Source organism: Bradyrhizobium tropiciagri (assembly GCF_018130545.1).
GTDB classification, from domain to species: Bacteria; Pseudomonadota; Alphaproteobacteria; order Rhizobiales; family Xanthobacteraceae; genus Bradyrhizobium; species Bradyrhizobium tropiciagri_A.
In genome coordinates, this window is sequence record NZ_JAFCKF010000002.1 from 1,111,588 (window position 1) to 1,131,376 (window position 19,789).

Sequence of the window (19,789 nt, forward strand, 5' to 3'; positions counted from 1 at the left end):
AGCGGCAGGAATCGGGTGGCCGCAGCGCATCACAACGCAAAGCTAGTCACCGCTTGAGCATTGTTGAATTGGATGACTAGATATTTCAGAGACAACAATTCCGGATGAATGACATGACCACCCTCGATGTCGATGCCGTCAAGGCGTTCGTGACGATCGCCGATCTCAAGAGCTTCACCCGCGCTGCCGACGTGCTCGGCACCACACAGGGCGCGATCAGCGTGAAATTGAAACGGCTGGAAGGCCGGATCGGACAGAAGCTCGTCGAGCGAACGCCACGACTGGTGCGGCTGTCTGCACAGGGCGCAGCGTTTCTCGAGCCCGCGCGCGCCTTCCTTGCCGCGCACGACCGCGCCGTCGCAGGTCTTTCGTCGGCGCGCCGCCGTTTCTCGCTCGGGATTGCCACCCACGTCGGAGCACCCGAGCTCCCCACGGTGCTGGCGCGGCTGGGCGCGCATGACCCGGCACTCACGATCGAGGTCCGGCTCGATGATGCCCGTGACCTGATCGATGCCTTCGATCGTGGGACAATCGACGCCGTGATCGTGTTTCGCGAGGACGACCGCCGCGACGGCGACGTGCTGGGACCGGATCATTTCGGCTGGTTTGCCACGCCCGGCTTTGTCCATCGCGCCGGCGAGCCGTTTCGACTGGCAGCCTCCTCACCGTCCTGCGGCATCCTCAACACCGCCACGCATGCACTCGACGCAGCGGGCCTGCCGTGGACCGAGACCTTCCTTGGTTGCGGCGCCTTTGCCGTTGCAGAGGCCGTTTCAGCCGGCCTGGCGATTTCGGTGTTCTCGCGCCGGATGGCGCCTCCCGGCACGATCGAGGTCGGCGAGAAATTCGGCCTCCCCGCACTGGCCCCGTCCGAGATCGTGCTGCTGTCGGCATTGTCCGACGCAAGATCCCGCGGGATACTGAAAACGATCGTCAGTGCCTTTCGGGACCATCATCGGCCGCCAGCGGATCGGACAGCCAGCAATGTCCCGGCAAAGGTTCTTCAGATGTGAACAACTGCACGACCGGCTAGCGCCGCGCGCTGTCGGCGCGCTTGCCCTCGAACAGTGCGCGCTCCGACGCCAGCGCCTTGGCGAGGAAATCGAGCGTGGCGCGGATCCGCGCGGTGTGCCTGAGATCGTCATGGGTCAATAGCCACAGCGCCGAGTGCGGCTCGGCGAGTGCTTTTGGTGTCAGCCGACGCAGCGCGGGCGCGAGATCGCCGACATAGCAGGGCAGCAAGGCAAGCCCCATTCCAGCCGCCGCGGCATCGCGCAGCGCCGGTATTGCATCGACCCGGCAGGTGATCCGCACCGCGTGAAGCTTCTCCCGCATCCATCCGGCGATCACGGTTCCCGCCAGCGTGTCATCGAGCCCGATCCAGTCGTGCGCAGACAGATCCTCGTCGCTGCGCCGGGCGAGATAGCCGCGTGATCCGTAGATCGCATGGGTGATATCGGCGACGCGCCGTCCGATCAGCAACTCGGACGGAGCCGGCGTCGGTCGGATCGCGATCTCGGCCTCGCGGCGCGTCAGGTTCGCCATCGCATTCGAGATGATGATCTCCGGCTGGATCTCCGGATGCGCGGTGCGCATCGCGGGCAGATGCCGCATCAGCATCGCGCCGAGCGTATCGGTCGTCGTGATCCGGACCGTGCCTGATGGCCTGAGATCCTGCCCGGCCAGCTTGCGTTCGAGCGCGAGCACCTCGTCCTCGAGCCGGGCCGCCGACGCCGCTGCGGTCTCGCCGGCCGGCGTCGGCGCATAACCATCGCGGAAGCGCTCGAACAGCCGCGTCCCGATCGCGGTCTCGATCGTGCCGAGGCGACGAAACACCGTCGAATGCGTGACGCCCAATCTACGCGCCGCGCCCGACAGGCTGCCCTCGCGTGCGACCGCGAGGACGAGGCGGAGATCATTCCAGTCGAGAGGGCTGTGCATTTTTGCAAACTCGTTTGGCATATCTGGATAATACCTTATCACAAACAGACAGGCCATCTTCCGGGTTCGATCGACAGGCGCAACACGCCGCCGATTGCCCAGAGGAGCAGGCAGGTGACCAGCGAGACCACCGAGACATTCCGATTCCACGACACGCGGCCGGCGGCAGCCGATCCGCGACGATGGCTGGCGCTGCCGGTGCTGCTTACCGGCGCCTTCCTGCCGATCCTCGATTTCAACGTCGTCAACCTCGCACTCCCAGCCATTCGCGACAGTCTCGGCGCGAGCCCGAGCCAGGTGCAGTTCGTGATCTCGGCCTATGCCGCAACCTACGCGGTGTTCCTGATCACGGGCGGCCGGCTCGGCGATCTGCTCGGCCGCCGCCGGATGTTCCTGGCCGGCGTTGCCGGCTTCACGATCGCGTCGGTGCTGTGCGGCATCGCATGGTCGCCGGCCATGCTGGTCGCCGGACGAATCCTGCAGGGTCTCACCGCCACCGTGATGGCGCCACAGGTGCTCGCTTCGATCCGCGTGCTGTTTCCGGCGTCCGAACAAGGCCGCGCGCTCGGCCTTTATGGAGCGACGTTCGGTCTGGCGAACATCTGCGGCCAGGTGCTCGGCGGCGTCCTGGTGTCGGCCCATCCGTTCGGACTGGCGTGGCAGGCGATCTTCCTGATCAACCTGCCGATCGGCCTCGCCGCATTCATCGGCGGGCTGCTGTTCCTGACAGACTCGCGCGCCGAGCATGCCCAGCGGCTCGACATCGGCGGCGTCATCCTGCTGTCGCTCACGCTCGGCTTCCTCGTCTATCCGCTGATCGAGGGCCGGGAATCCGGCTGGCCGATCTGGATTATCGCGATGCTGCTGGCGTCTCCGCTGATGCTGGCCGCTTTCGTCCGCTTCGAGGCCCGCCTGTCGGCACGCGGCGGCGACCCACTGGTCGCGCTGCATCTGCTGCGCAACAGTGACTTCGTGATCGGGCTGGTGATGGCCCTCGCCTTCTACATGCTGTCGTCGTTCTATTTGACCTTCGCCGTCTACCTGCAAAGCGGACTGCATTTTTCGCCGCTCGCGGCCGGCCTCGCCACCCTGCCCTTTGCCACCGGCTTCTTCGTCAGTTCGCTGGTGTCATCCCTGGTGATGCAATGGCTCGGCGCGCGCACGCTGACGCTGGGCTTCGCGCTCCAGGTGATCGGCTTCGGGGTCGTGATGCTGTCGGTCAACGGCGCGCTGCCGCAAAGCCTCGAGTTCGGCCTGATCTGCGGCGGGCTCGGCTTCGGCACTGTGATGCCGTCGGTGATCAAGGCCGTGATCGGCAGCATCGATCCACGCCATGCCGGGCTGGCATCGGGCATGATGATCTCGACCTTCCAGATCGGCGCCGCACTCGGCGTCGCCGTCATCGGCGGCGTGTTCTACAGCCTGCTCGGCCCGCATCCGCAGGCCGGAGACTACGCACACGCCTTCACGATCGCACTCGGCTGCAACGTCGCGCTGCTGGCGCTCGGCGGCTGGCTGTCGTTGTGGCTACCGCGCGAGCCGGCCGCTTGAACTGGGGAGGATTCCATGACCGCACCGTTTTACGATGCATCCGTTCCGGTGTTTCGCCAGATGCTCGAATCGCTTGCCGATCTGCTGCGCAAGGGCGAGGCCCATGCCCGCGAACGCGGTCTGGACCCCGACGCCATGCTCGCGGCCCGGCTGGCGCCCGACATGCTGACGCTTGTCGGCCAGGTGCAACGGGCAAGCGATCACGCCAAGGGCGCCGCCGGGCGGCTCGCCGGCCTCGAGCCGCCGACGTTTGTCGACGACGAACGAAGCCTGGCCGAGGCCCACGCCCGCATCTCGCGAACGCTCGACTATATCGACACTGTTCCGGTCCAGACCTTCGCGCGCGCGGCGGACCGCATCATCACCTTGCCGTTCGGTGTCCCGCCAATGTCGGCGGCGCGCTATCTCTACGGCTTCGCGCTGCCGAGCCTGTTCTTCCACGTCGCGACGGCCTACGCGATCCTGCGCCATCGCGGCGTGCCGCTCGGCAAGCGTGATTTCCTCGGCAACTACCTGTCGAACTGATCGTTACTTCTTCGCGACCTCACGCAGCGTGTTGTAGATCCATTCCTCACCCTGCTTGATGGCCTCGACGCCGATTCTTTCGTCGTTGCCATGCATCCGGCTCAGGATGTCGTCGTCGAGCGGATAGGGATAGATGCCATAGACCGGCACGTTGCGCTCGCGCCAGGCGGTGGCATCGGTCCCGGCCTCGAACATGGTCGGCACCAGCACGGCATCCTTCCAGACCCGCTTTGCGTTGCGCTCCAGCGCGGCATAAAGCTCGGTCTCGACCGGCGATCCGGGCATCTTGCTCCGCATCAGATAGGCGTCCCGCGCCTCCTGCTGCGTCAACGCGGTGACGATGCTGACCTCAATGCCAGGATCGCCGATCACACGCTTGATCTCGGCAATCATCTGGTCCGTCGTCGTGCCCGGCAATAGCCGCGTATTCACGACCGCCTTGGCGTCACCCGGGATGACGTTGGGCTTGATGCCGGCATCGATCATGGTGACCACCATGGTGTCGCGCAGCAGCGCGTGCAGCAGCAGGCTGTCCTTGGGATTGTCGGCGACCAGCTTCTGTCCGGCCTTATCGAGATCGGTCTGGTCCTTTGCCGCCAGCAACTGCTTGATATCGGCCGCCGTCTGCTCCGAACTGATCGGAAGCAATGCCTTGAAATAAGCCTCGGTCGCCGGCACCAGCTTGACGGCCGGGTCATGCAGCGCGAGCTTGGCGAGTGCCGCAATCAGGCGGTCGTTGGCCATCGCCCCGGCCGGGAACGGCCGCGAGGAATGGCCGGAGGGACCGGTCGCTTTCAACGCAAACGTTGCTGAGAGTTTCTCCGCCGTCGTGACATTGATCTGACGAACCGTGCTGTCGCGCTCCTGCAGGACGTAGCCGCCTTCGTTCAGCGCGAATTCCGCGTCGATCTTGTCCCAATGGTTCTTCGCCAGCCACACCGTGCTGTACTGCCCCTGCTCCTCGTCGGCCTCGGCCAGGAAGATCACATCGCGCGACAGCGGCGTCTTCTCCTCGGCAAGCCGCATCACCGCCCTGGCGAAGACGGCAAGCCCGCCCTTGAAGTCCATCGCACCGCGCCCGTAGATGAAACCGTCCTTCTCGACGCCGGCGAACGGCTCGACGGTCCATTTTTCGCGCTCGACCGGAACGACGTCGGCATGTGCGGCGAGCAGCACCGGTTTCTTCGAGCCGTCGCCGCGCAGACGGGCGATGAAATGCGCCGCCTTGCCGTTCGGAGCGACGAAGATGTCGACCTCGGCGCCGAGCGGCGCGAATTGCGACTTCAGATATTCGGCGAGCGCCCGCGTATCGCCCGGGCCATTCGAGGTGTCGAAGGCGATCAGCTTCTTGAGCAACGCGACTGTCCCGTCGCCTTGCGGTTCAGCGGTAGCGAGGCCGGTTCCGGAGAAGACGATGCCCGCGGCCAGCATCAAGGCAGCGAAATTGTTCTTGGTCTTTGACGTCACGTTCTTTGTCCTCCCGTTTTTCTAAGCATATCCCGCGGTGCCGGCCTCAGGGAGCCCTCGGAAACAGCAGTTTCAGCATGGCAGCCGCGACGAGCGTTGTCAGCGCAAGGCCGATCGAGAGATAGAGCGCGCTCGCGTCGCCGAACCGGTCGATCACGATCGCATAGACCAGCGGCGCCGCCGCGGGCAGGATGAAGCTTGGAACGATGAGCCGGCCGACCAGCGTGCCATAGCTGCGATGATCGAACAGGACCAGCGGTAGCGTTCCCCTCGTGATGGTCAGGATGCCGTTGCAGGCGCCGTAGAGCAATGCGAACGCGATCGCCATCTCTTTTGACGAACCGCTGAACAGGCCGGCGATGAAAGAGAGCGGCATGATCAGGCAGGCCATCAGATTGAGCGCGAGCGGATTGAGCCGTGCGCCGAACAGAATCTCGCAGAGACGGGCAGCGGATTGCCCGATGCCGCGCAGCGTTGCGATCCAAACCGCCACCGTGACCGTGAGCCCGAGACCTGAGAACACCGCGATCATGTGCGCCGACATGCCCGCATTCAGGAAGTTCGCGCCGGTCATGATCACGGCATAGAGCGCCCCCGCCGCCGCGAGCTGCCGCCGGCCGACCGCGAGCGGTTGTTTGGGCACCACCGCCGCAGCGCTCGGCACGCCGGCAAACCGCTGGTTCGGAATCAGCAAGTGCAGTGGAATCGTCAGCAGCGCAAAGCCGGCATAGGCCAATACCGCGATGCGCCAGCCAAAGTGTTCCGAGAGGGTGTGGCCGAGCGGCCAGAACACGGTGGCGGCCAGGCCGCCAAGCAAGGTGATGCCGGACATCGCGCGGCGCGCCTCCGGTCCGCCGATCCGGGCCAGCGCCGCGAACGCCGCATCGTACAGCGTCAGCCGCATGCCGAGGCCAAGAACGATCCAGGATGCGAAATAGCTGCCGATCTGATAGGAGGCAGCAAGACCGGCGCAGCCGAGCGCGTTGATCACGGCGCCTGCGACCATCACCTCGCGGCCACCGCGACCGTCCACCCACCTGCCCGCAAGCGGCGACGTCACCCCCATCACCAACAGCGCCGCGGCAAATCCGCCATAGACGATGTCGCGGCTCCAGCCGAGATCCGCTGATATCTGCTCGCCGAAGCCGCCGATCAGATAATAGGTCGCGCCCCACGAGATCAGTTGCGCCAGCCCGAGGGCGGCCACGACCCGGCGTGCGATCACCGGGCTGCATCCGTGTCTGACGGGAGCGTGGAGGCGCCCGGCCCGAGCCGCCGCTGCATCAGCACTGTGTCGACCCACTGCCCGAGCTTGAAGCCGACCGATTTCAGCGTTCCGACCATCTCGAAGCCCATACGACGGTGCAGCGCGATCGATCCGGCGTTGCCGCTGTTGCCGATCACGGCGATCATTTGCCGCCAGGGCCCCAGCTCCGATCGTTCGATCAGCGCCTGCAGCAGCGCCGCGCCGACCCGGCGGCCGCGCAGTGCTTCCGACACGTAGACCGAGTCCTCGATGGTGTTGCGGTAGGCAGGGCGCGGCCGGTACGCTGTCGCGTAGGAGTAGCCGGCCACGCGTCCATCAATATCGGCCACGAGATATGGCAGCCCCGCGGCCAGCACGGCGGCGCGACGGCCGAGCATCTCGTCGAGCGTCGGCGGCACTTCCTCGAAGGTCGCAAGCCCGTTGAGCACATGGTGCGCGTAGATGCGCTGCACCTCCGCCATGTCGACCTCGGTGGCGTCGCGGATCACGGTGTCTTCGCTGTTGCTCATCTTTCCATTCTCGTCTCGCGTCGATGCCTAATGGGGGCACCATAGACCCATCTCGACACCGCTGCGCGACAGTCCGACATCCGCCAGCAAGCGATCGTCGAGCTCGCAAAGTGCCTGCCAGCGCCGGATCCGCGAATGCGGCGAGACCGTGAGATAGCGCCCCAGCTCAACGATGACGCCGCCAATGGACTTGAGGCCGGACAATGCCTGTTCCCCGATCTGCCGAAGCCGTCGCTTGCCGGACTATGCGCGCCGGCGTTATATAAGGGAAGCTTTGGCATCTTATGCGCTGCATAAGAGGTACTTTGATGAAGAACCTCAACCTCGACTATCTCGAAAGCTTCGCCGTCGTCATCGACAGCGGCAGCTTCTCCGCCGCGGCCGAGCGATTGCAGCTCACGCAGCCCGCGGTGAGCCTGCAGGTGCGCCAGCTCGAGCGCAGCCTGAATGCGACCTTGATCGAGCGGGTCGGACGGCGCGCCAGGCCGACCGCCGCCGGCGTCGCCCTGCTTGCGCATGCGCAACAGATCAACGCCGCTGTGACCTCGGCGGTCGACGCCGTCGCGCAGCAGACCACCGGAACGGCAGGCCGCGTACGGCTCGGCACCGGTGCGACCGCCTGCATCTTCCTGCTGCCGCCGATCCTCAAGGAGTTGCGGACTGCTCTGCCCTCGCTGGAGATCACGGTCACGACGGGCAACACCGCTGAGATCGCGCGGGCGGTCGAGGACAACACCATCGACATCGGGCTGGTGACGTTGCCGGTGTCGGGGCGCAGCTTCGAGATCAGCCCTGTGATGAACGACGAGTTCGTGCTGATCGCGCCGCGCGACATGAAGCTGCCGGCGCGGATCACGCCGGATGTGCTGGCGAGCAGGCCGGTTCTGCTGTTCGAGCCCGGCGGCAACACCAGGCGCACCGCCGACGAGTGGCTCGCCCGTGGCGGCGTGTCGCTGAAGCCGCTGATGTCGCTCGGCAGCGTCGAGGCGATCAAGGAGATGGTGCGCGCCGGCCTCGGCTGCGCAATTCTGCCAGGCATGGCCGTCCCTGCCAGAGCCAAGCAACACGACCTGATCGTCCGCTCGCTCTCGCCCAAACTCTATCGCCGGCTCGCGGTGGTGATCCGCCGCGACAAGCGCCTTGACCGCGGGCTGCGGCAGACGCTGTCGGCGCTGAAGGCGCTCTCTACCAAGAGCAGCTAGGGAGGACGCCGCGCGTCCTCCCTGCCACAGCCCGTCAGGTGGCCTTGCGTTCCTGCTCGGCGATCTTGCGGAACGCGGCCTCGCCGGCATCGGTCACCGCCGCCCATTTCGCGTTCGGTGCGGCCTCGGCCTCGTAATTGTCGTGCCAATTCCACCATTTGTAGGTTGGCCCCTGCGGGTAGCCCTTCGGCGAATCTTCCCAGAGCTCCTGGCGGCCGAATGGCGTGATATCGAGATAGCTCCACACCGTGCCCATCGATTCATCGCCGCGGCTGTTAACGAGGTAGGTGCGGAAGATCCGCTCGTCATCGCGGATGAACACGTTGTGGCCGTGCCACTCGGCGACGCCGAAGTCAGCATCGAAACTGTCGGTGATGGTGTACCACGGCATCTCCCATTCCATCCGCGCCTTCAGCCGCGCGATGTCGGCCTGCGGCGCGCGCGAGGCATAGGCCAGCGTGGTGTCGCGCTGATTCAGATGCGAGAGATGGCCGACCTGATCGGCGCCGAGCGAGCAGCCGCGGCAGCCATGATCCGGCCAGCCGAACACGCCGGGTTCAAAGAACGCGCGGTAGATGATCAGCTGTCGACGGCCCTCGAACAGATCGAGCAGGCTCATCTTGCCGCTCGGTCCCTCGAAGACATACGGCTTCTCGACCGCCATCCAGGGCATGCGCCGCCGCTCGGCCGCCAGCGCGTCGCGCGCGCGCACCTGCGCCTTCTCCTTCACCAGCATCTCCAGGCGCGCCGCCTCCCACGTCTCGCGCGACACCACCGGCGGCGTCTGCATCGCCGACAGTCCGCCGCGGTCGTTTTCAGCTGATTTGCTCATCGTACTCTCCATCCTTCGAATTGGACGAACTCCGGGACCAATGCGCAGTTCCAGCGCCGGCGGCCGTTCGTCATTGGCCATGCCGCAATCTGGCGCCGCGGCCGTGACGAGTGGGAGTGACAAGTGTGTCGGGATTTGCGCGCATCGGCGCCTTGCGATCTCTTTGCATAGTGCTTGCACTTTGCAAGTATATATGCGAGCCTCCCGCCATGAAACAGACTGCCCGTGCCGCCGAGGATGGCCTGAAGCTCAGCGCCTGGCTGCCCTATCGCCTGTTCCTGGTCGCAGCCCAGATCGCGCGCCCGCTCGAGAGCTTCTACAGCGAGACGTTCGGCTTGAGTCAGGCCGGCTGGCGCATCCTCGCCGTCATCGCCGAGCGCGATGCCGCCAATGCCTCCGAGATCGGCCGCGCCTGCGCGCTCGATCCGTTCGCGGTCAGCCGCGGCATCGGCCAGCTCACGGAGCTCGGCTTCGCGGTGCGGCGTCCCGGCAAGACCGATCGCCGTTTCGCCGCGGTCAGCATCACCCGCAGCGGCCGGGCCGCCTTTAACCGGATCGCCGCACTCGGCAGCGCGATCGAGGCGCGGCTGCTGGCGCGCCTTTCGGACGGCGAGCGAGCCACGATCGACTCCGCCCTCACCCGACTCGAGGCAGAAAGCGCGCGGATCGATGCCGGCGGCTGGCGCGCGCTGCTCGATGACGCCAGCGCGCCATGACGGCCGCATTGTTCGCGCTGACCGCATTGCTCTGGGGCGGCGGTGCGCTGGCCACCGCGATGCAGGCCGGCGTCACGCCCGCGCCCTGGTCGGTGGCACTGCGCATGGTCCTCGCAGGTCTCGTTCTGCTCGGTTACGGATGGCTGCGCGGCGCGCCGCTCGCAATCCCCCGCAAGGACAGACCGGCCGTCGCGTTACAGGGCCTGCTGTTCTTCGCCATCGCCTTCATCGCCTTCTATGAGGCCACCGCGCGGATGCCGAGTGGCCTTGCGGCGCTGGTGCTCTCGACTTCGTCGCTGTTCGCCGCCGTGATCGCGCGCGCGGCGCTCGGCGTGCCGATCTCATCCGGTTTCGTGTGGGGCGCGCTGTGCGGCATCCTGGGGCTCGCAATCATCTTCCTGCCCGGCGCCGGCGCGCATGGAGCCACGCCGCTCGCAGGTTTCGCCTGGGCGCTCACGGCGGCGATCGCCACCGGGGCCGGCACCACGGTCGGCGCACGTAACCAGCGCGCCGGACTGCCGGTTTCCTCGGTGCTGGGCTGGGGCGCCTTCGTCGGCGCAGCCGCGAGCGCGCTGTGGGCGGTCGCGATCGGCACGCCGTTTGCGGTCGATTTGTCGCTGTCCTATGTCACGAGCTTCCTCTATCTCGCCGTTGCCGCGTCCTGCATCACTTTCATGCTGTATTTCGAGCTGGTGCGCCGGCTCGGTCCCGGCCGCGCCGCCTACACCCTCGCATTGGTACCGCTCGTCGCCCTCGTATTGTCGGCGCTGTTCGAGCACCTCGCGCTGGGCTGGCCGGTGCTCGCCGGCGCGGCCGCGATCCTCGCCGGCAATGTGCTGGTGTTGGTGCGCGCCTAGATCCGGTTCGCTGGCCTGTTCACGCGGGCATAGCAATTGACGTGAGCATGATATCTGACTAAAGTCAGACATATGCTCGACCCCGTTTCCCGCGTCCGCCGCTTCAACCGCGCCGTCACTTCTGCGGTCGGCGCGCTCGACACCTCGTTCCTCGGACGCGGCCGGCCGCTCGGGGCGGCGCGGGTGCTGAATGCGATCGGCCACGGACGTACCGATGTCGGCGACATCAGGGATTATCTCGCCCTCGATTCCGGCCTGATGAGCCGCCTGCTGCGCAGCCTCGAGGACGAAAGCCTGATCGAGACCACCGCACATGCCGACGACGCGCGCCGCCGCATCGCCAAGCTGACGCACGCTGGCAAGCGCGAGTTCAACGCCTATGAGGCGATCTCAAACCGGCAGGCCAAGGACTTCCTTGACCACCACACCCAACGCGAGGCGCTGCTGGCGGCGATGGATTTGATCGCCTCGGCACTCGGGCGCGACGTCACGTCACTGGATGAGATGGACCCGCGCAGCGACGAGGCGCGCTATTGCCTCGGCGAGTATTACGCGGAGCTCGCGCGCCGCTTCAAACAAGGCTTTGACGTCAAACTGTCGCGCGATCCCGAGGCCAAGGACATGGTCCGCCCGCGCGGCAGCTTCATCGTGGCGATGTCCGACGGCCTGCCGCTCGGTTGCGTCGGATTGAAGGGCAGCAACAGCGAATTTTCGGAAATCAAGCGGCTGTGGGTCGCGCCAGCCGCGCGCGGCCTCGGCCTCGGCCGCCGGTTGATGGACGCGGCGGAGAAGGCCGCACGCGAACTCGGCATCGCGGTGCTGCGGCTCGACACCAACAGCGCGCTGGCAGAAGCCGGTCAGCTTTACCGCCGGACCGGCTGGACCGAGATCCCGCGCTTCAATGACGACCCCTACCCCGACCTATTCTTTGAAAAACATCTTTGAGCGGTGCAGTTCAGGCATCAGCGTGTTGTCCAGCACCGCACGCTGGCCTAAGACGCTGCTATGACCGTTCGCCCCATCGTCCGCTATCCCGATCCGCGCCTTGCGCTGCCGGCCGAGCAGGTCGCCGTGTTCGACGACGCGCTGCGCGAGCTGGCGCAGGATTTGCTCGAAACCATGCGCGCCGCGCCAGGCATCGGCATCACCGCGCCGCATATCGGCGTGTCGCTACGCGTCGTGGTGCTCGAGCTCGACGCCAATGAGGGCCCGCGGACCTATATCAATCCGGAGATCATCCGAGCCTCGCCCGAGATGATCCTGCACAAGGAAGGCAGCGTCTCGATGCCCGGCGTCACCGACGAGGTCGAGCGCCATGCACGCGTCCGGACCCGCTACTGGGATATCGACGGCAACATGCAGACCGAGGAATCCGACGGCTTGCGCGCGGTGTGCCATCAGCACGAGATCGATCAGCTCGACGGCGTGTTCTGGATCAGGCGCTTGTCGCGCCTGAAGCGGGAGCGGCTGATCAAGCGGTTCGAGAAGATCTCGCGCGGCTAAACCAGCAATCGTAGCTTCGTAGGGCGGGTTAGCCAACGGGTCCGCGCAAAGCGCGGCCCGATGACAGGCTCCGCGTAACCCGCCGCAACCAGCATCACCGTAGAGAGCGATCGGTGGATTACGCCTTCGGCTAATCCACCCTACGCAGCTATCGCGGGGATAAAGCTCGACTTCACCCTCCCGCTATCAAATCCTTCGCCAGCGCCATATACGCCGGCAGCGTCACCGGGTCGTTGGCGGCGTTGCCCGCCATCGGGTGCGAGGCGTAGCGCGCGATCACCATCTCAGCCTTGGGATCGATGTAGATGCCCTGGCCATGGACGCCGCGCGCCATGAAGGCGCCGTGCGCATTGTGCGTCACCCACCACTGATTGCGATAGGAGGCGCCGGGCAAGGTGGTGTAGCCGGCCGGCTTGAATTTCTCGGGATCGCCGCCACGCGCGATGTCCTCGACGACGTCAGACGGCACGATCTGGCGGCCGTTGAAGCGGCCGTGATTGCGGATCGTTTCGCCGAAGCGGGCGAGATCGCGCAGCGTGGTCGACAGACCGCCGCCGCCGCTTTCGGCGCCGATGCGGTCGACGTGGTAATGCGCATCCTCCTCCGCGCCCATCGGCGCCCAGATCCGCTCGGAGAGAAGATCCGACAGCGTCATGCCGCTGGCACGCCTGACGATGAAGGCCAGCACATCGGAATTGACGGTCTTGTAGGCGAAGGCCTTGCCGTGCTCGCCCTGCTTCTGCTGCGCGCAGAGGAAATCGAAGATGTTGGTGGCGCCGTCATAGCCCGGCGGGATCGGCGCCATGCCGTTGGCGCGCCGCAGCCCCCAGACATCGGAGTTCTTGTCGGTATAGACCTCGGTGTATTTCAGGCCCGTGGTCATATCCATCGCCTCGTGCACGCGGGCGTCGCCGAATGCGCTGGCCTTCAGCTCCGGCACGTATTCCGTGATCGGCGCCTGCGGATCAATCTTGCCCTCCGCGATCAGGATGCCGGCCAGCGTGCCGGTGAACGACTTCGTCACCGACATCGCGATATGCGGCTTGTGCGGCTTCAACGCGCCGAAATAGCGCTCGTAGATCAGCTTGCCTCGGTGCAGCACGGCGATGCCATCGGCGTAGCTGTCCTCGAGCATCTGCGCAAAAGTCTGCGAGCGGCCGTCCATCGTCACCGACGCCGACGCGCCGATGTCGTGATCCTCGCGCGGCAGCACCGACACCGGCCCGGGTCCGCGCCAGACATTCACCGTCGGCACCAGCTGGCGGATGTTGCTCCAGGCCCAGCGCAGCTCGGGGAAGCTGCGGAACGAGCCGTCCTGGAACGTGATCGTCCTGTCCTGCGGCGGCGGAAAGCCCTGCATCCAGCCGAGCGCTTGCGGATCGGTCTCGGCGGCGGTGGGATTTTGTTGCGGATTGGCGGCGGCTGCGACGGACATCAAGGCTGGCTCCGGGAGGGACGATACCGGGATTCGTAACATAGTCGGACATCAGGCACATCCCGCGTGTGCGACTCCTTCCCAAAGGGGACTTCTAGGCACGGGCGAAATCATGTAGCTTGCAACTTTTCGCTGCTGATCTTTTCGCCTGCGCAAAACATTTGCTGTTGGAGCTCGGTATGGAACCGACCGTAAGACTTCGTCTTGGTGACCTCTTCGATGGACCTTCCGATCTCATCGTGCTGCCGTGTTCGACGGTGGGCACCATCACCGGCTTTGTCGCTCGTTCGCTCGTTCATCACTCGATTCCACATCCGAGCGAGCGAATGGAGCTCGGTACTGTCGAGATCATGCCGTTTGAAGGTGCAGACGACATTGCGCAATACGTCGCTTTCGCTGCTTCCGTTCGCGGCAGGTATTCAACCGTCCCAGCAATCGAATCGATTGGCCAAAAGCTAGGCCAATTCACGCGCGATCACCCCTCAGTGAGGGCCGTCTCAGCACCGCTGCTGGGAGCCGGCGCCGGCGGCTTGCAAAGCGAGAAGGTTGTCGCAGCGCTGAAGGCCGGCTTTTGCGCAACAGCCACGTCTGACGCATCGCTGACCATCCACGTTCTTCACCGCGACGTTTATGACCGCCTGAGAAACGATCGGCCCACCGAGACGGGGACGACAGCAAAGGAGGCGCCCCGTGTCTTCATCAGCCATACGTCGAAGTCGGACGAGGCCATCACGTGGGTGAAAAGCCTCGCCGTGTACCTGATCGACCACGGTATCCAGGCAAGGCTCGACAAGTTTCACCTGCGACACGGCATGGATCTGCCCCAGTGGATGTGTAACGAACTCGCCTTGGCCAAGAAGGTGATTGTGGTATGCGATGAAGCATACAAGCAGAAGGCCGATGGGCGCCTTGGCGGGGTCGGTTGGGAGACGATGATCATTCAGGGAGACATCGCCAGTCTTCCGCCGGAGAGCACCAAATATCAGATCATCGTGAGAACGGATGACATCTCCGAGGGCACGCCTCTCTACTTGAAGACGCGATATGCCTTCCACGCCCCGACCACGGACACGTCGCAAAGCTTCCGCCAGGAATTGCTGAACGAGCTGCTGGACATGCCGATCGATCCGACGGCCGAGGCAGGCGAATTCCGGGTCTGATTTCTGCCCGGTACCGGCGCGAACTGAAGAACAATGGCGGGTTATCGACCCTGTAACCCGCTCTTGCGATCCACAAGCCAACACCATGGTGGATCGCTCGTTACGGCTATTCCACCGAGATTTGCGCCGCCGCGCGCTCGATCGCGGCGATGTCGATCTTCTTCATTGTCATCATCGCTTCCATCGCACGCTTGCCGGTCGTGCGGTCGGTTGCGTTGACCAGCTCGAGCAGCCGCCGCGGTGTGATCTGCCAGGTGAAGCCCCAGCGATCCCGGCACCAGCCGCACGGCAATTCCTTGCCGCCATTGGTGGTGACGGCGTTCCAGTAGCGATCGGTCTCCTCCTGGCTGTCGGTCAGCACCATGAAGCTGATCGCCTCGTTCGGCGTGTAGTTGGAACCGCCATTCAGCCCGACGAAGCGCCGGCCGAGCACGGTGAACTCCACCGTCAGTTCCTCGCCCTGCCCGATGCCCGGTATCGGAGATTGATGGCCCGCGCCGACATGGCTGTCGGGAAAGGTCGCGGCGTAGAACTCCGCCGCAGCGCGTGCCTGGCCCTGATCGAACCAAAGGCATGTGACGAGATCGGTCATTTGCAGTCTCCTTGTGTGTGCAAAGGACGGTTGACGACGACGCCGACCGACAGGCTGATGAAAATAATTTGCGGAACCGCGTTTGTCACAACAGCGCCGTCACACACCCGACCGTCGTCCCGGCGAAGGCCGGGACGACACTGAATGTGGCGCGATCACGAGTTATACGTTCGCATTCCCGCGACACGAGTTACCCGAGCTTTGCGCTTCGTTCGGCCCTCTTCCCAACAGAGGGCGCAGGGACGTTTGCGGACCAAATATTCCAACATCGGCTGTCGGGGCGCGCGCCGCTCGTTCGTCCTCGGGACGCAACGACACGGAGAGACACGATGCCCCCCATCATCACCGCCTTCGAACGGTCACCCGACGGCGGCAAGGGACTGGCGCGCGATACGCGCGTCCGCTGGGCGCTGGAAGAAGTGGGCCAGCCTTACGAGGTTCGCCTCGTTTCGTTCCAGGCGATGAAGCAGTCGGCACATCTGGCGCTGCATCCGTTCGGCCAGATCCCGACCTTTGAGGACGGCGATCTCGGGCTGTTCGAGACAGGCTCGATCGTCCTCTACATCGCCGAGCGCCATGCGGGCTTGTTGCCCGACGATGCCAACGCCCGCGCCCGCGCAATCAGCTGGATGTTTGCCGCAGTCAACACCGTGGAACCGCCGATCCTCGAACTCGTCACCGCCAGGATCCTGGAGGGCGACAAGCCCTGGAGCAAAGAGCGCCTGCCGCTGGTCATGGATCGCATCCGCGACCGGCTCAGGCAGCTCTCCTCCCGTCTCGGCGATGCCGACTGGCTCGACGGCCAATTCAGCGCGGGCGACCTGATGATGGTGTCTGTGCTGCTCAGGCTGAGGGCATCCGGCATCCTCGACGAATACCCCAACCTCTCGGCCTACGTTGCCCGCGGCGAAGCCCGGCCGGCTTACCAGCGGGCGTTCGCGGCACAGCTGGCGGTCAACACGCGCTAGCGAGCAGCCCGCATGAGCGCAGCGACGTGCGGGACGCCGCGCGACACGCTGAAGCGGCCCGAACATCGGCGCGCCCGTCCAGGCGACGTTTGCTAGTCGAATGGATCGTGTTCCGCCAGCGGTTCGGTCAGTTCGAATCCCGGATGAAGCTGCGAGATGATCTTTTGCGCGGCACTGCCCGGGCCGATCCCCGCGGGATGCACGCCCGACGAATTGAAATACTGATTGCTCAGCACCGCCACACCGCACTGCAACTGCGGCACGACGATCACGATCGCTTCGAACCCGCCCTTGCTGGTCGCGCCGTTCTTGGTGAAAACGGCATTGCCTTGCGTGTCTTTGGTGATTTGCCAGCCGAGGCCCATGGTGACCGTATTCGACGCCCCATACACCGGGAATGTCCCCTGCGGCTGCTGCGTGAGCGCGATCGCCAGCCCGAGTTGCCCCTTTGGTGCGATCTGCGCAGCAAGGAACTTCAGCATGTCGTCGCCGGTGCTCTTCAGATCAAAGGCCGTGCCGCCGGTCGGCGTATTGCGGTCGAAGATGATCTGATATGGCGGTTCAGTGCTCTTGCTCCAGTGCCCGATACATCCCTGCGCGACCTTCCATGAAGGATCGACGACAGCTCCCGTTTGCTTCATGCCGAGCGGATCGGTGATGTAGTCGGCCAAAATCTCGTTGTAGTTATGGCCCGGGTCTTTCCCGTACATCTGCGTGACCGCAAAGCCCAGCGTCACGAAGCCGATATTGGAATACTGCCAGTAGCCCGACGGCGGCGTATTGTATTTGTCCCACCACGCGATGAGTTCGCTGGAGGGTGGCTCATCCGCAAACAGCTGCTCGCTGTAGCCAGTCAAGCCGCCCCCCGGCTGCTCCGGCATGCCGGAGGTATGGGTGGCAAATTGCACGAGCTGGATGGCGTCCAGCACCGGCGTTCCTACCCCGTTCGGGCTGAAGGGATTCAGATAGGTGCCGATGGTATCGTCAAGACTGGGCCCGCCCGCCTTGACCGCCACCGCCAACAATGTGCTGGTGAATACCTTGGTCACCGATCCGATCTCGAACACCGTGTCGGTGGTGACATTAAACGGCGCGGGCGAAGAGCCGGCAACGGCCGATAGTCCCTTGGGGTAGACATAGCCCTTGGTGCCGAACGATTTTGCGTCATAGACCGCGATGCAGCAGCCGGGTGCGTTGCTGGTGTTGAGATAATCCACGGCCGCCTGCTGAACGATCTGCGCCGGACTTGTCGTCGCTTCGATGATCTGCTCGCTCATGTCGCCCTCCTGAAAATGAAGGCCTCACGATATTACTCTTGGTTGTATCAAATTATGAACTACATCACAGCGAGAGATTGATCGCAAAGGCCGGTTGTTTCGGGGTCGGTCCGTGGAAGGTTCCTGCGGACAGCAGCGTCGTCAGACACTGACCCGAATTCTCGGCGGTCGCGAAACGTTTTGGCGGAGATCGCAAGGCGGCTAGCGACGCAACTGCACGCATCATCACGATCATCACGCAAAGATGTGACAGATGACGTTTCGTTCATCCAGTCCTTCGGTGATGATCTGCATCGCTGCAATCCGATGGCGACGGCCACATGACTCACGCAGCGTTGAGCCGGCGTGAGCGAGGATTGCATTTAACTCCGCCGTTGCTGCGCACAATTATCCGACGAGGCCAGACTGCTTGGCCCCATCAACAAACGGAGAAACGCAATGACGAACGTCAAACTGCTGTCGGCTGCTTTGATCGCGGTTGCCATGATCGCATCGCCGGCAATGGCGCGTGAAACGCACGCCGTGTCCCGCCACGTCGCGGAGGCCAACGCCGCCGCGCCGGCCGAGCCGGTTTACGTCGACGGTCGCGCCTGCATTCCAGCACCGCGCGTTGGTTCGTTCGCCACCGCGCCCTGGACCGGCGACAATGTCCCCTGCGAACCCGGTCCGTATTGATCGCGCCGTACGCGTCGAACGGTCGAGCGGCCCTGGCCGCTTGACCGGCGTGGCGCGACATCCAGCGACACAGCGAGTAGCCCGCATGAACGAAGCGATATGCGGGACACCGTGCGGCACGCATTCGCGCGCCTCGGTGACTGATCCGGGCGACACCTGCTACCGTCAGTCGCGCGGTATGGACAGCCCTGCAAGCAACGGAGCGTACGCGGCGAGCCTGCGGGATACGAACTCGGTGAAGAACCGCACGCGCTTCGTCTTGCGTGTCTCCCCTTGGGTGAGAAGCCAGAGCGTTCCGTACATGTGCAGGTTGGTGCCTGGCACTCTCACCAGAAGAGGGTCGGCATCGCCAATGAAGCACGGCAGTGTCGTCATCCCGAGCCCTTGCCGAACTGCAACGATCTGCGCCTCGGCGTCCGTGGTCCTGAACGGAACCCCCGTGGCGCGAACCTCGCCCTCGTGGGCCCAGTCCGGGATTCCGTGAATGCTGATGACGATCCACCTGACGGGATCAGGCGCGCCCGCCCGCCACGCCGCTAGTCGATCGCGCGACATGTAGATGCCGCCGAACAGCTCCGGTCCCTTCTGGCCGTGTAGATTGAGCGGCAGGGTCTTGCGGTCATAGACGACGCGGATCGCGACGTCGGCCTCCCGGTTGGTCAGGTTTGCGAGCTCGCCGGACGACAGGATGTCCATCTCGATGTCCGGATGCAGGCGCGCGAAATCGGCGAAGTCCGGCATGAGCAAGTGTGTCACGAGCGGCGGTGCCAGCGTGACGCGCAGACGCCCGCGCACGCTCTGGTCGCGGCCGAAGACGCGCGTCTCCAGCTGGTGCGACGACGCTTCCATCTGGTCGGCGAACTCGAGGACCTCCTCCCCCGCAGCCGTCAGGCGGTAACCCGAAGGCAGCTTTTCGAACATCTGCGCGCCGAGGCGTTCCTCGAGCTGGGCGATGCGTCGCAGCACGGTCGAGTGATTGACTCCGAGGCGCTCGGCGGCAGCGCGCACCGAGCCTCCCCGCGCGACGGCCAGAAAATAGCGAACGTCATCCCAGTCGATCATGGTGCAATCCGGCACCACCGTGGTGCCCCTTCCAAAGCCCGCATCCAACACATCAGCATCTCATATGTGGGTGATACAGGCGGATATCAAAGCCTTTGCCGGCTAGCGCGCGGCCCAATTCCGAACGGCGAACACTGATGCTCGCCGCTGGCGCCATTCAGCCAGCCGGATCGATTTCGCACCACCGATGTGCGCGCTTCCGCACTCAACGCCCGATGCCGGCTGCCCTATCTCGGGCTCTCGGGGATCG

General features: G+C 64.9%; 21 protein-coding genes. 11 read left to right on the top strand and 10 right to left on the bottom strand.

The window, feature by feature from the left end; all coding sequences use genetic code 11:
- Positions 1-113: 113 nt before the first annotated feature.
- Positions 114-1,013 carry a LysR family transcriptional regulator gene (locus JQ616_RS11935; RefSeq protein WP_212014527.1) on the top strand — a complete coding sequence of 300 codons (900 nt, stop codon included), beginning with the start codon at positions 114-116 and terminating at the stop codon, positions 1,011-1,013.
- 16 nt (positions 1,014-1,029) lie between these two features.
- Here the strand turns inward: JQ616_RS11935 and JQ616_RS11940 are convergent, their stop codons facing one another.
- Complete coding sequence (locus tag JQ616_RS11940) at positions 1,030-1,941, bottom strand: LysR family transcriptional regulator (RefSeq protein WP_212014529.1); 912 nt, start codon at positions 1,939-1,941, stop codon at positions 1,030-1,032.
- A gap of 114 nt (positions 1,942-2,055) precedes the next feature.
- Here JQ616_RS11940 and JQ616_RS11945 point away from each other — a divergent pair, with 114 nt between their 5' ends.
- Together JQ616_RS11945 and JQ616_RS11950 are read left to right on the top strand one after the other, a co-directional pair.
- Positions 2,056-3,492 carry an MFS transporter gene (locus JQ616_RS11945; RefSeq protein WP_349629983.1) on the top strand — a complete coding sequence of 479 codons (1,437 nt, stop codon included), beginning with the start codon at positions 2,056-2,058 and terminating at the stop codon, positions 3,490-3,492.
- A 15-nt stretch (positions 3,493-3,507) separates the two neighbouring features.
- Positions 3,508-4,017: a DUF1993 domain-containing protein gene (locus JQ616_RS11950; protein ID WP_212014531.1), complete on the top strand. Its 510-nt coding sequence runs from the start codon at positions 3,508-3,510 to the stop codon at positions 4,015-4,017.
- Between the two features lie 3 nt (positions 4,018-4,020).
- Here the strand turns inward: JQ616_RS11950 and JQ616_RS11955 are convergent, their stop codons facing one another.
- From JQ616_RS11955 to JQ616_RS11970, 4 genes are read right to left on the bottom strand one after another with little or no spacing between them, the layout of a single operon-like run.
- On the bottom strand, positions 4,021-5,484 hold the full coding sequence (locus JQ616_RS11955) for a M20/M25/M40 family metallo-hydrolase (protein ID WP_349629984.1): 1,464 nt from the start codon (positions 5,482-5,484) through the stop codon (positions 4,021-4,023).
- A 46-nt stretch (positions 5,485-5,530) separates the two neighbouring features.
- Entirely contained in the window at positions 5,531-6,709 is a 1,179-nt protein-coding gene (locus JQ616_RS11960) for an MFS transporter (protein WP_212014532.1), read from the bottom strand.
- Positions 6,706-7,260, bottom strand: a complete 555-nt coding sequence (locus tag JQ616_RS11965) for a GNAT family N-acetyltransferase (protein WP_212014533.1) — start codon at positions 7,258-7,260, stop codon at positions 6,706-6,708. The genes JQ616_RS11960 and JQ616_RS11965 overlap by 4 nt, the downstream gene beginning before the upstream one ends.
- A gap of 27 nt (positions 7,261-7,287) precedes the next feature.
- Entirely contained in the window at positions 7,288-7,464 is a 177-nt protein-coding gene (locus JQ616_RS11970) for a hypothetical protein (RefSeq protein ID WP_212014534.1), read from the bottom strand.
- A gap of 104 nt (positions 7,465-7,568) precedes the next feature.
- Here JQ616_RS11970 and JQ616_RS11975 point away from each other — a divergent pair, with 104 nt between their 5' ends.
- Positions 7,569-8,462 carry a LysR family transcriptional regulator gene (locus tag JQ616_RS11975; protein WP_212014535.1) on the top strand — a complete coding sequence of 298 codons (894 nt, stop codon included), beginning with the start codon at positions 7,569-7,571 and terminating at the stop codon, positions 8,460-8,462.
- Positions 8,463-8,496: 34 nt separating this feature from the next.
- Here JQ616_RS11975 and JQ616_RS11980 read toward each other — a convergent pair whose 3' ends face one another.
- Positions 8,497-9,294 (bottom strand): DUF899 domain-containing protein, encoded by a 798-nt coding sequence (locus JQ616_RS11980; protein ID WP_212014536.1) that lies wholly within the window; start codon positions 9,292-9,294, stop codon positions 8,497-8,499.
- A 209-nt stretch (positions 9,295-9,503) separates the two neighbouring features.
- Here JQ616_RS11980 and JQ616_RS11985 point away from each other — a divergent pair, with 209 nt between their 5' ends.
- From JQ616_RS11985 to JQ616_RS12000, 4 genes are all read left to right on the top strand, one after another.
- On the top strand, positions 9,504-10,010 hold the full coding sequence (locus JQ616_RS11985) for a MarR family winged helix-turn-helix transcriptional regulator (RefSeq protein ID WP_212014538.1): 507 nt from the start codon (positions 9,504-9,506) through the stop codon (positions 10,008-10,010).
- Complete coding sequence (locus JQ616_RS11990) at positions 10,007-10,867, top strand: DMT family transporter (RefSeq protein WP_212014540.1); 861 nt, start codon at positions 10,007-10,009, stop codon at positions 10,865-10,867. The genes JQ616_RS11985 and JQ616_RS11990 overlap by 4 nt, the downstream gene beginning before the upstream one ends.
- Positions 10,868-10,939: 72 nt before the next feature.
- A complete protein-coding gene (locus JQ616_RS11995) occupies positions 10,940-11,812 on the top strand; it encodes a bifunctional helix-turn-helix transcriptional regulator/GNAT family N-acetyltransferase (RefSeq protein ID WP_212014542.1) in 873 nt (290 codons plus the stop codon).
- Between the two features lie 60 nt (positions 11,813-11,872).
- Positions 11,873-12,370 carry a peptide deformylase gene (locus tag JQ616_RS12000; RefSeq protein ID WP_212014544.1) on the top strand — a complete coding sequence of 166 codons (498 nt, stop codon included), beginning with the start codon at positions 11,873-11,875 and terminating at the stop codon, positions 12,368-12,370.
- Positions 12,371-12,542: 172 nt separating this feature from the next.
- Here the strand turns inward: JQ616_RS12000 and JQ616_RS12005 are convergent, their stop codons facing one another.
- Complete coding sequence (locus tag JQ616_RS12005; protein ID WP_212014545.1) at positions 12,543-13,805, bottom strand: serine hydrolase domain-containing protein; 1,263 nt, start codon at positions 13,803-13,805, stop codon at positions 12,543-12,545.
- 179 nt (positions 13,806-13,984) lie between these two features.
- Here JQ616_RS12005 and JQ616_RS12010 point away from each other — a divergent pair, with 179 nt between their 5' ends.
- Positions 13,985-14,965: a toll/interleukin-1 receptor domain-containing protein gene (locus tag JQ616_RS12010; RefSeq protein WP_212014546.1), complete on the top strand. Its 981-nt coding sequence runs from the start codon at positions 13,985-13,987 to the stop codon at positions 14,963-14,965.
- A gap of 106 nt (positions 14,966-15,071) precedes the next feature.
- Here JQ616_RS12010 and JQ616_RS12015 read toward each other — a convergent pair whose 3' ends face one another.
- The gene (locus JQ616_RS12015; RefSeq protein ID WP_212014547.1) at positions 15,072-15,557 is read right to left on the bottom strand and encodes a VOC family protein; all 486 of its coding nucleotides are present in this window, start codon (positions 15,555-15,557) and stop codon (positions 15,072-15,074) included.
- Between the two features lie 329 nt (positions 15,558-15,886).
- Here JQ616_RS12015 and JQ616_RS12020 point away from each other — a divergent pair, with 329 nt between their 5' ends.
- Positions 15,887-16,525, top strand: a complete 639-nt coding sequence (locus JQ616_RS12020; protein ID WP_212014548.1) for a glutathione S-transferase family protein — start codon at positions 15,887-15,889, stop codon at positions 16,523-16,525.
- Positions 16,526-16,617: 92 nt separating this feature from the next.
- On the opposite strand, the gene JQ616_RS12025 is transcribed toward JQ616_RS12020, so the two are convergent.
- Entirely contained in the window at positions 16,618-17,802 is a 1,185-nt protein-coding gene (locus JQ616_RS12025; protein ID WP_212014549.1) for a serine hydrolase domain-containing protein, read from the bottom strand.
- 438 nt (positions 17,803-18,240) lie between these two features.
- Between JQ616_RS12025 and JQ616_RS12030 the strand changes: the two genes are divergently transcribed.
- Positions 18,241-18,477: a hypothetical protein gene (locus JQ616_RS12030; RefSeq protein ID WP_212014550.1), complete on the top strand. Its 237-nt coding sequence runs from the start codon at positions 18,241-18,243 to the stop codon at positions 18,475-18,477.
- Positions 18,478-18,642: 165 nt separating this feature from the next.
- On the opposite strand, the gene JQ616_RS12035 is transcribed toward JQ616_RS12030, so the two are convergent.
- Entirely contained in the window at positions 18,643-19,539 is an 897-nt protein-coding gene (locus JQ616_RS12035) for a LysR family transcriptional regulator (RefSeq protein WP_212014552.1), read from the bottom strand.
- Between the last annotated feature and the right edge of the window lie 250 nt (positions 19,540-19,789).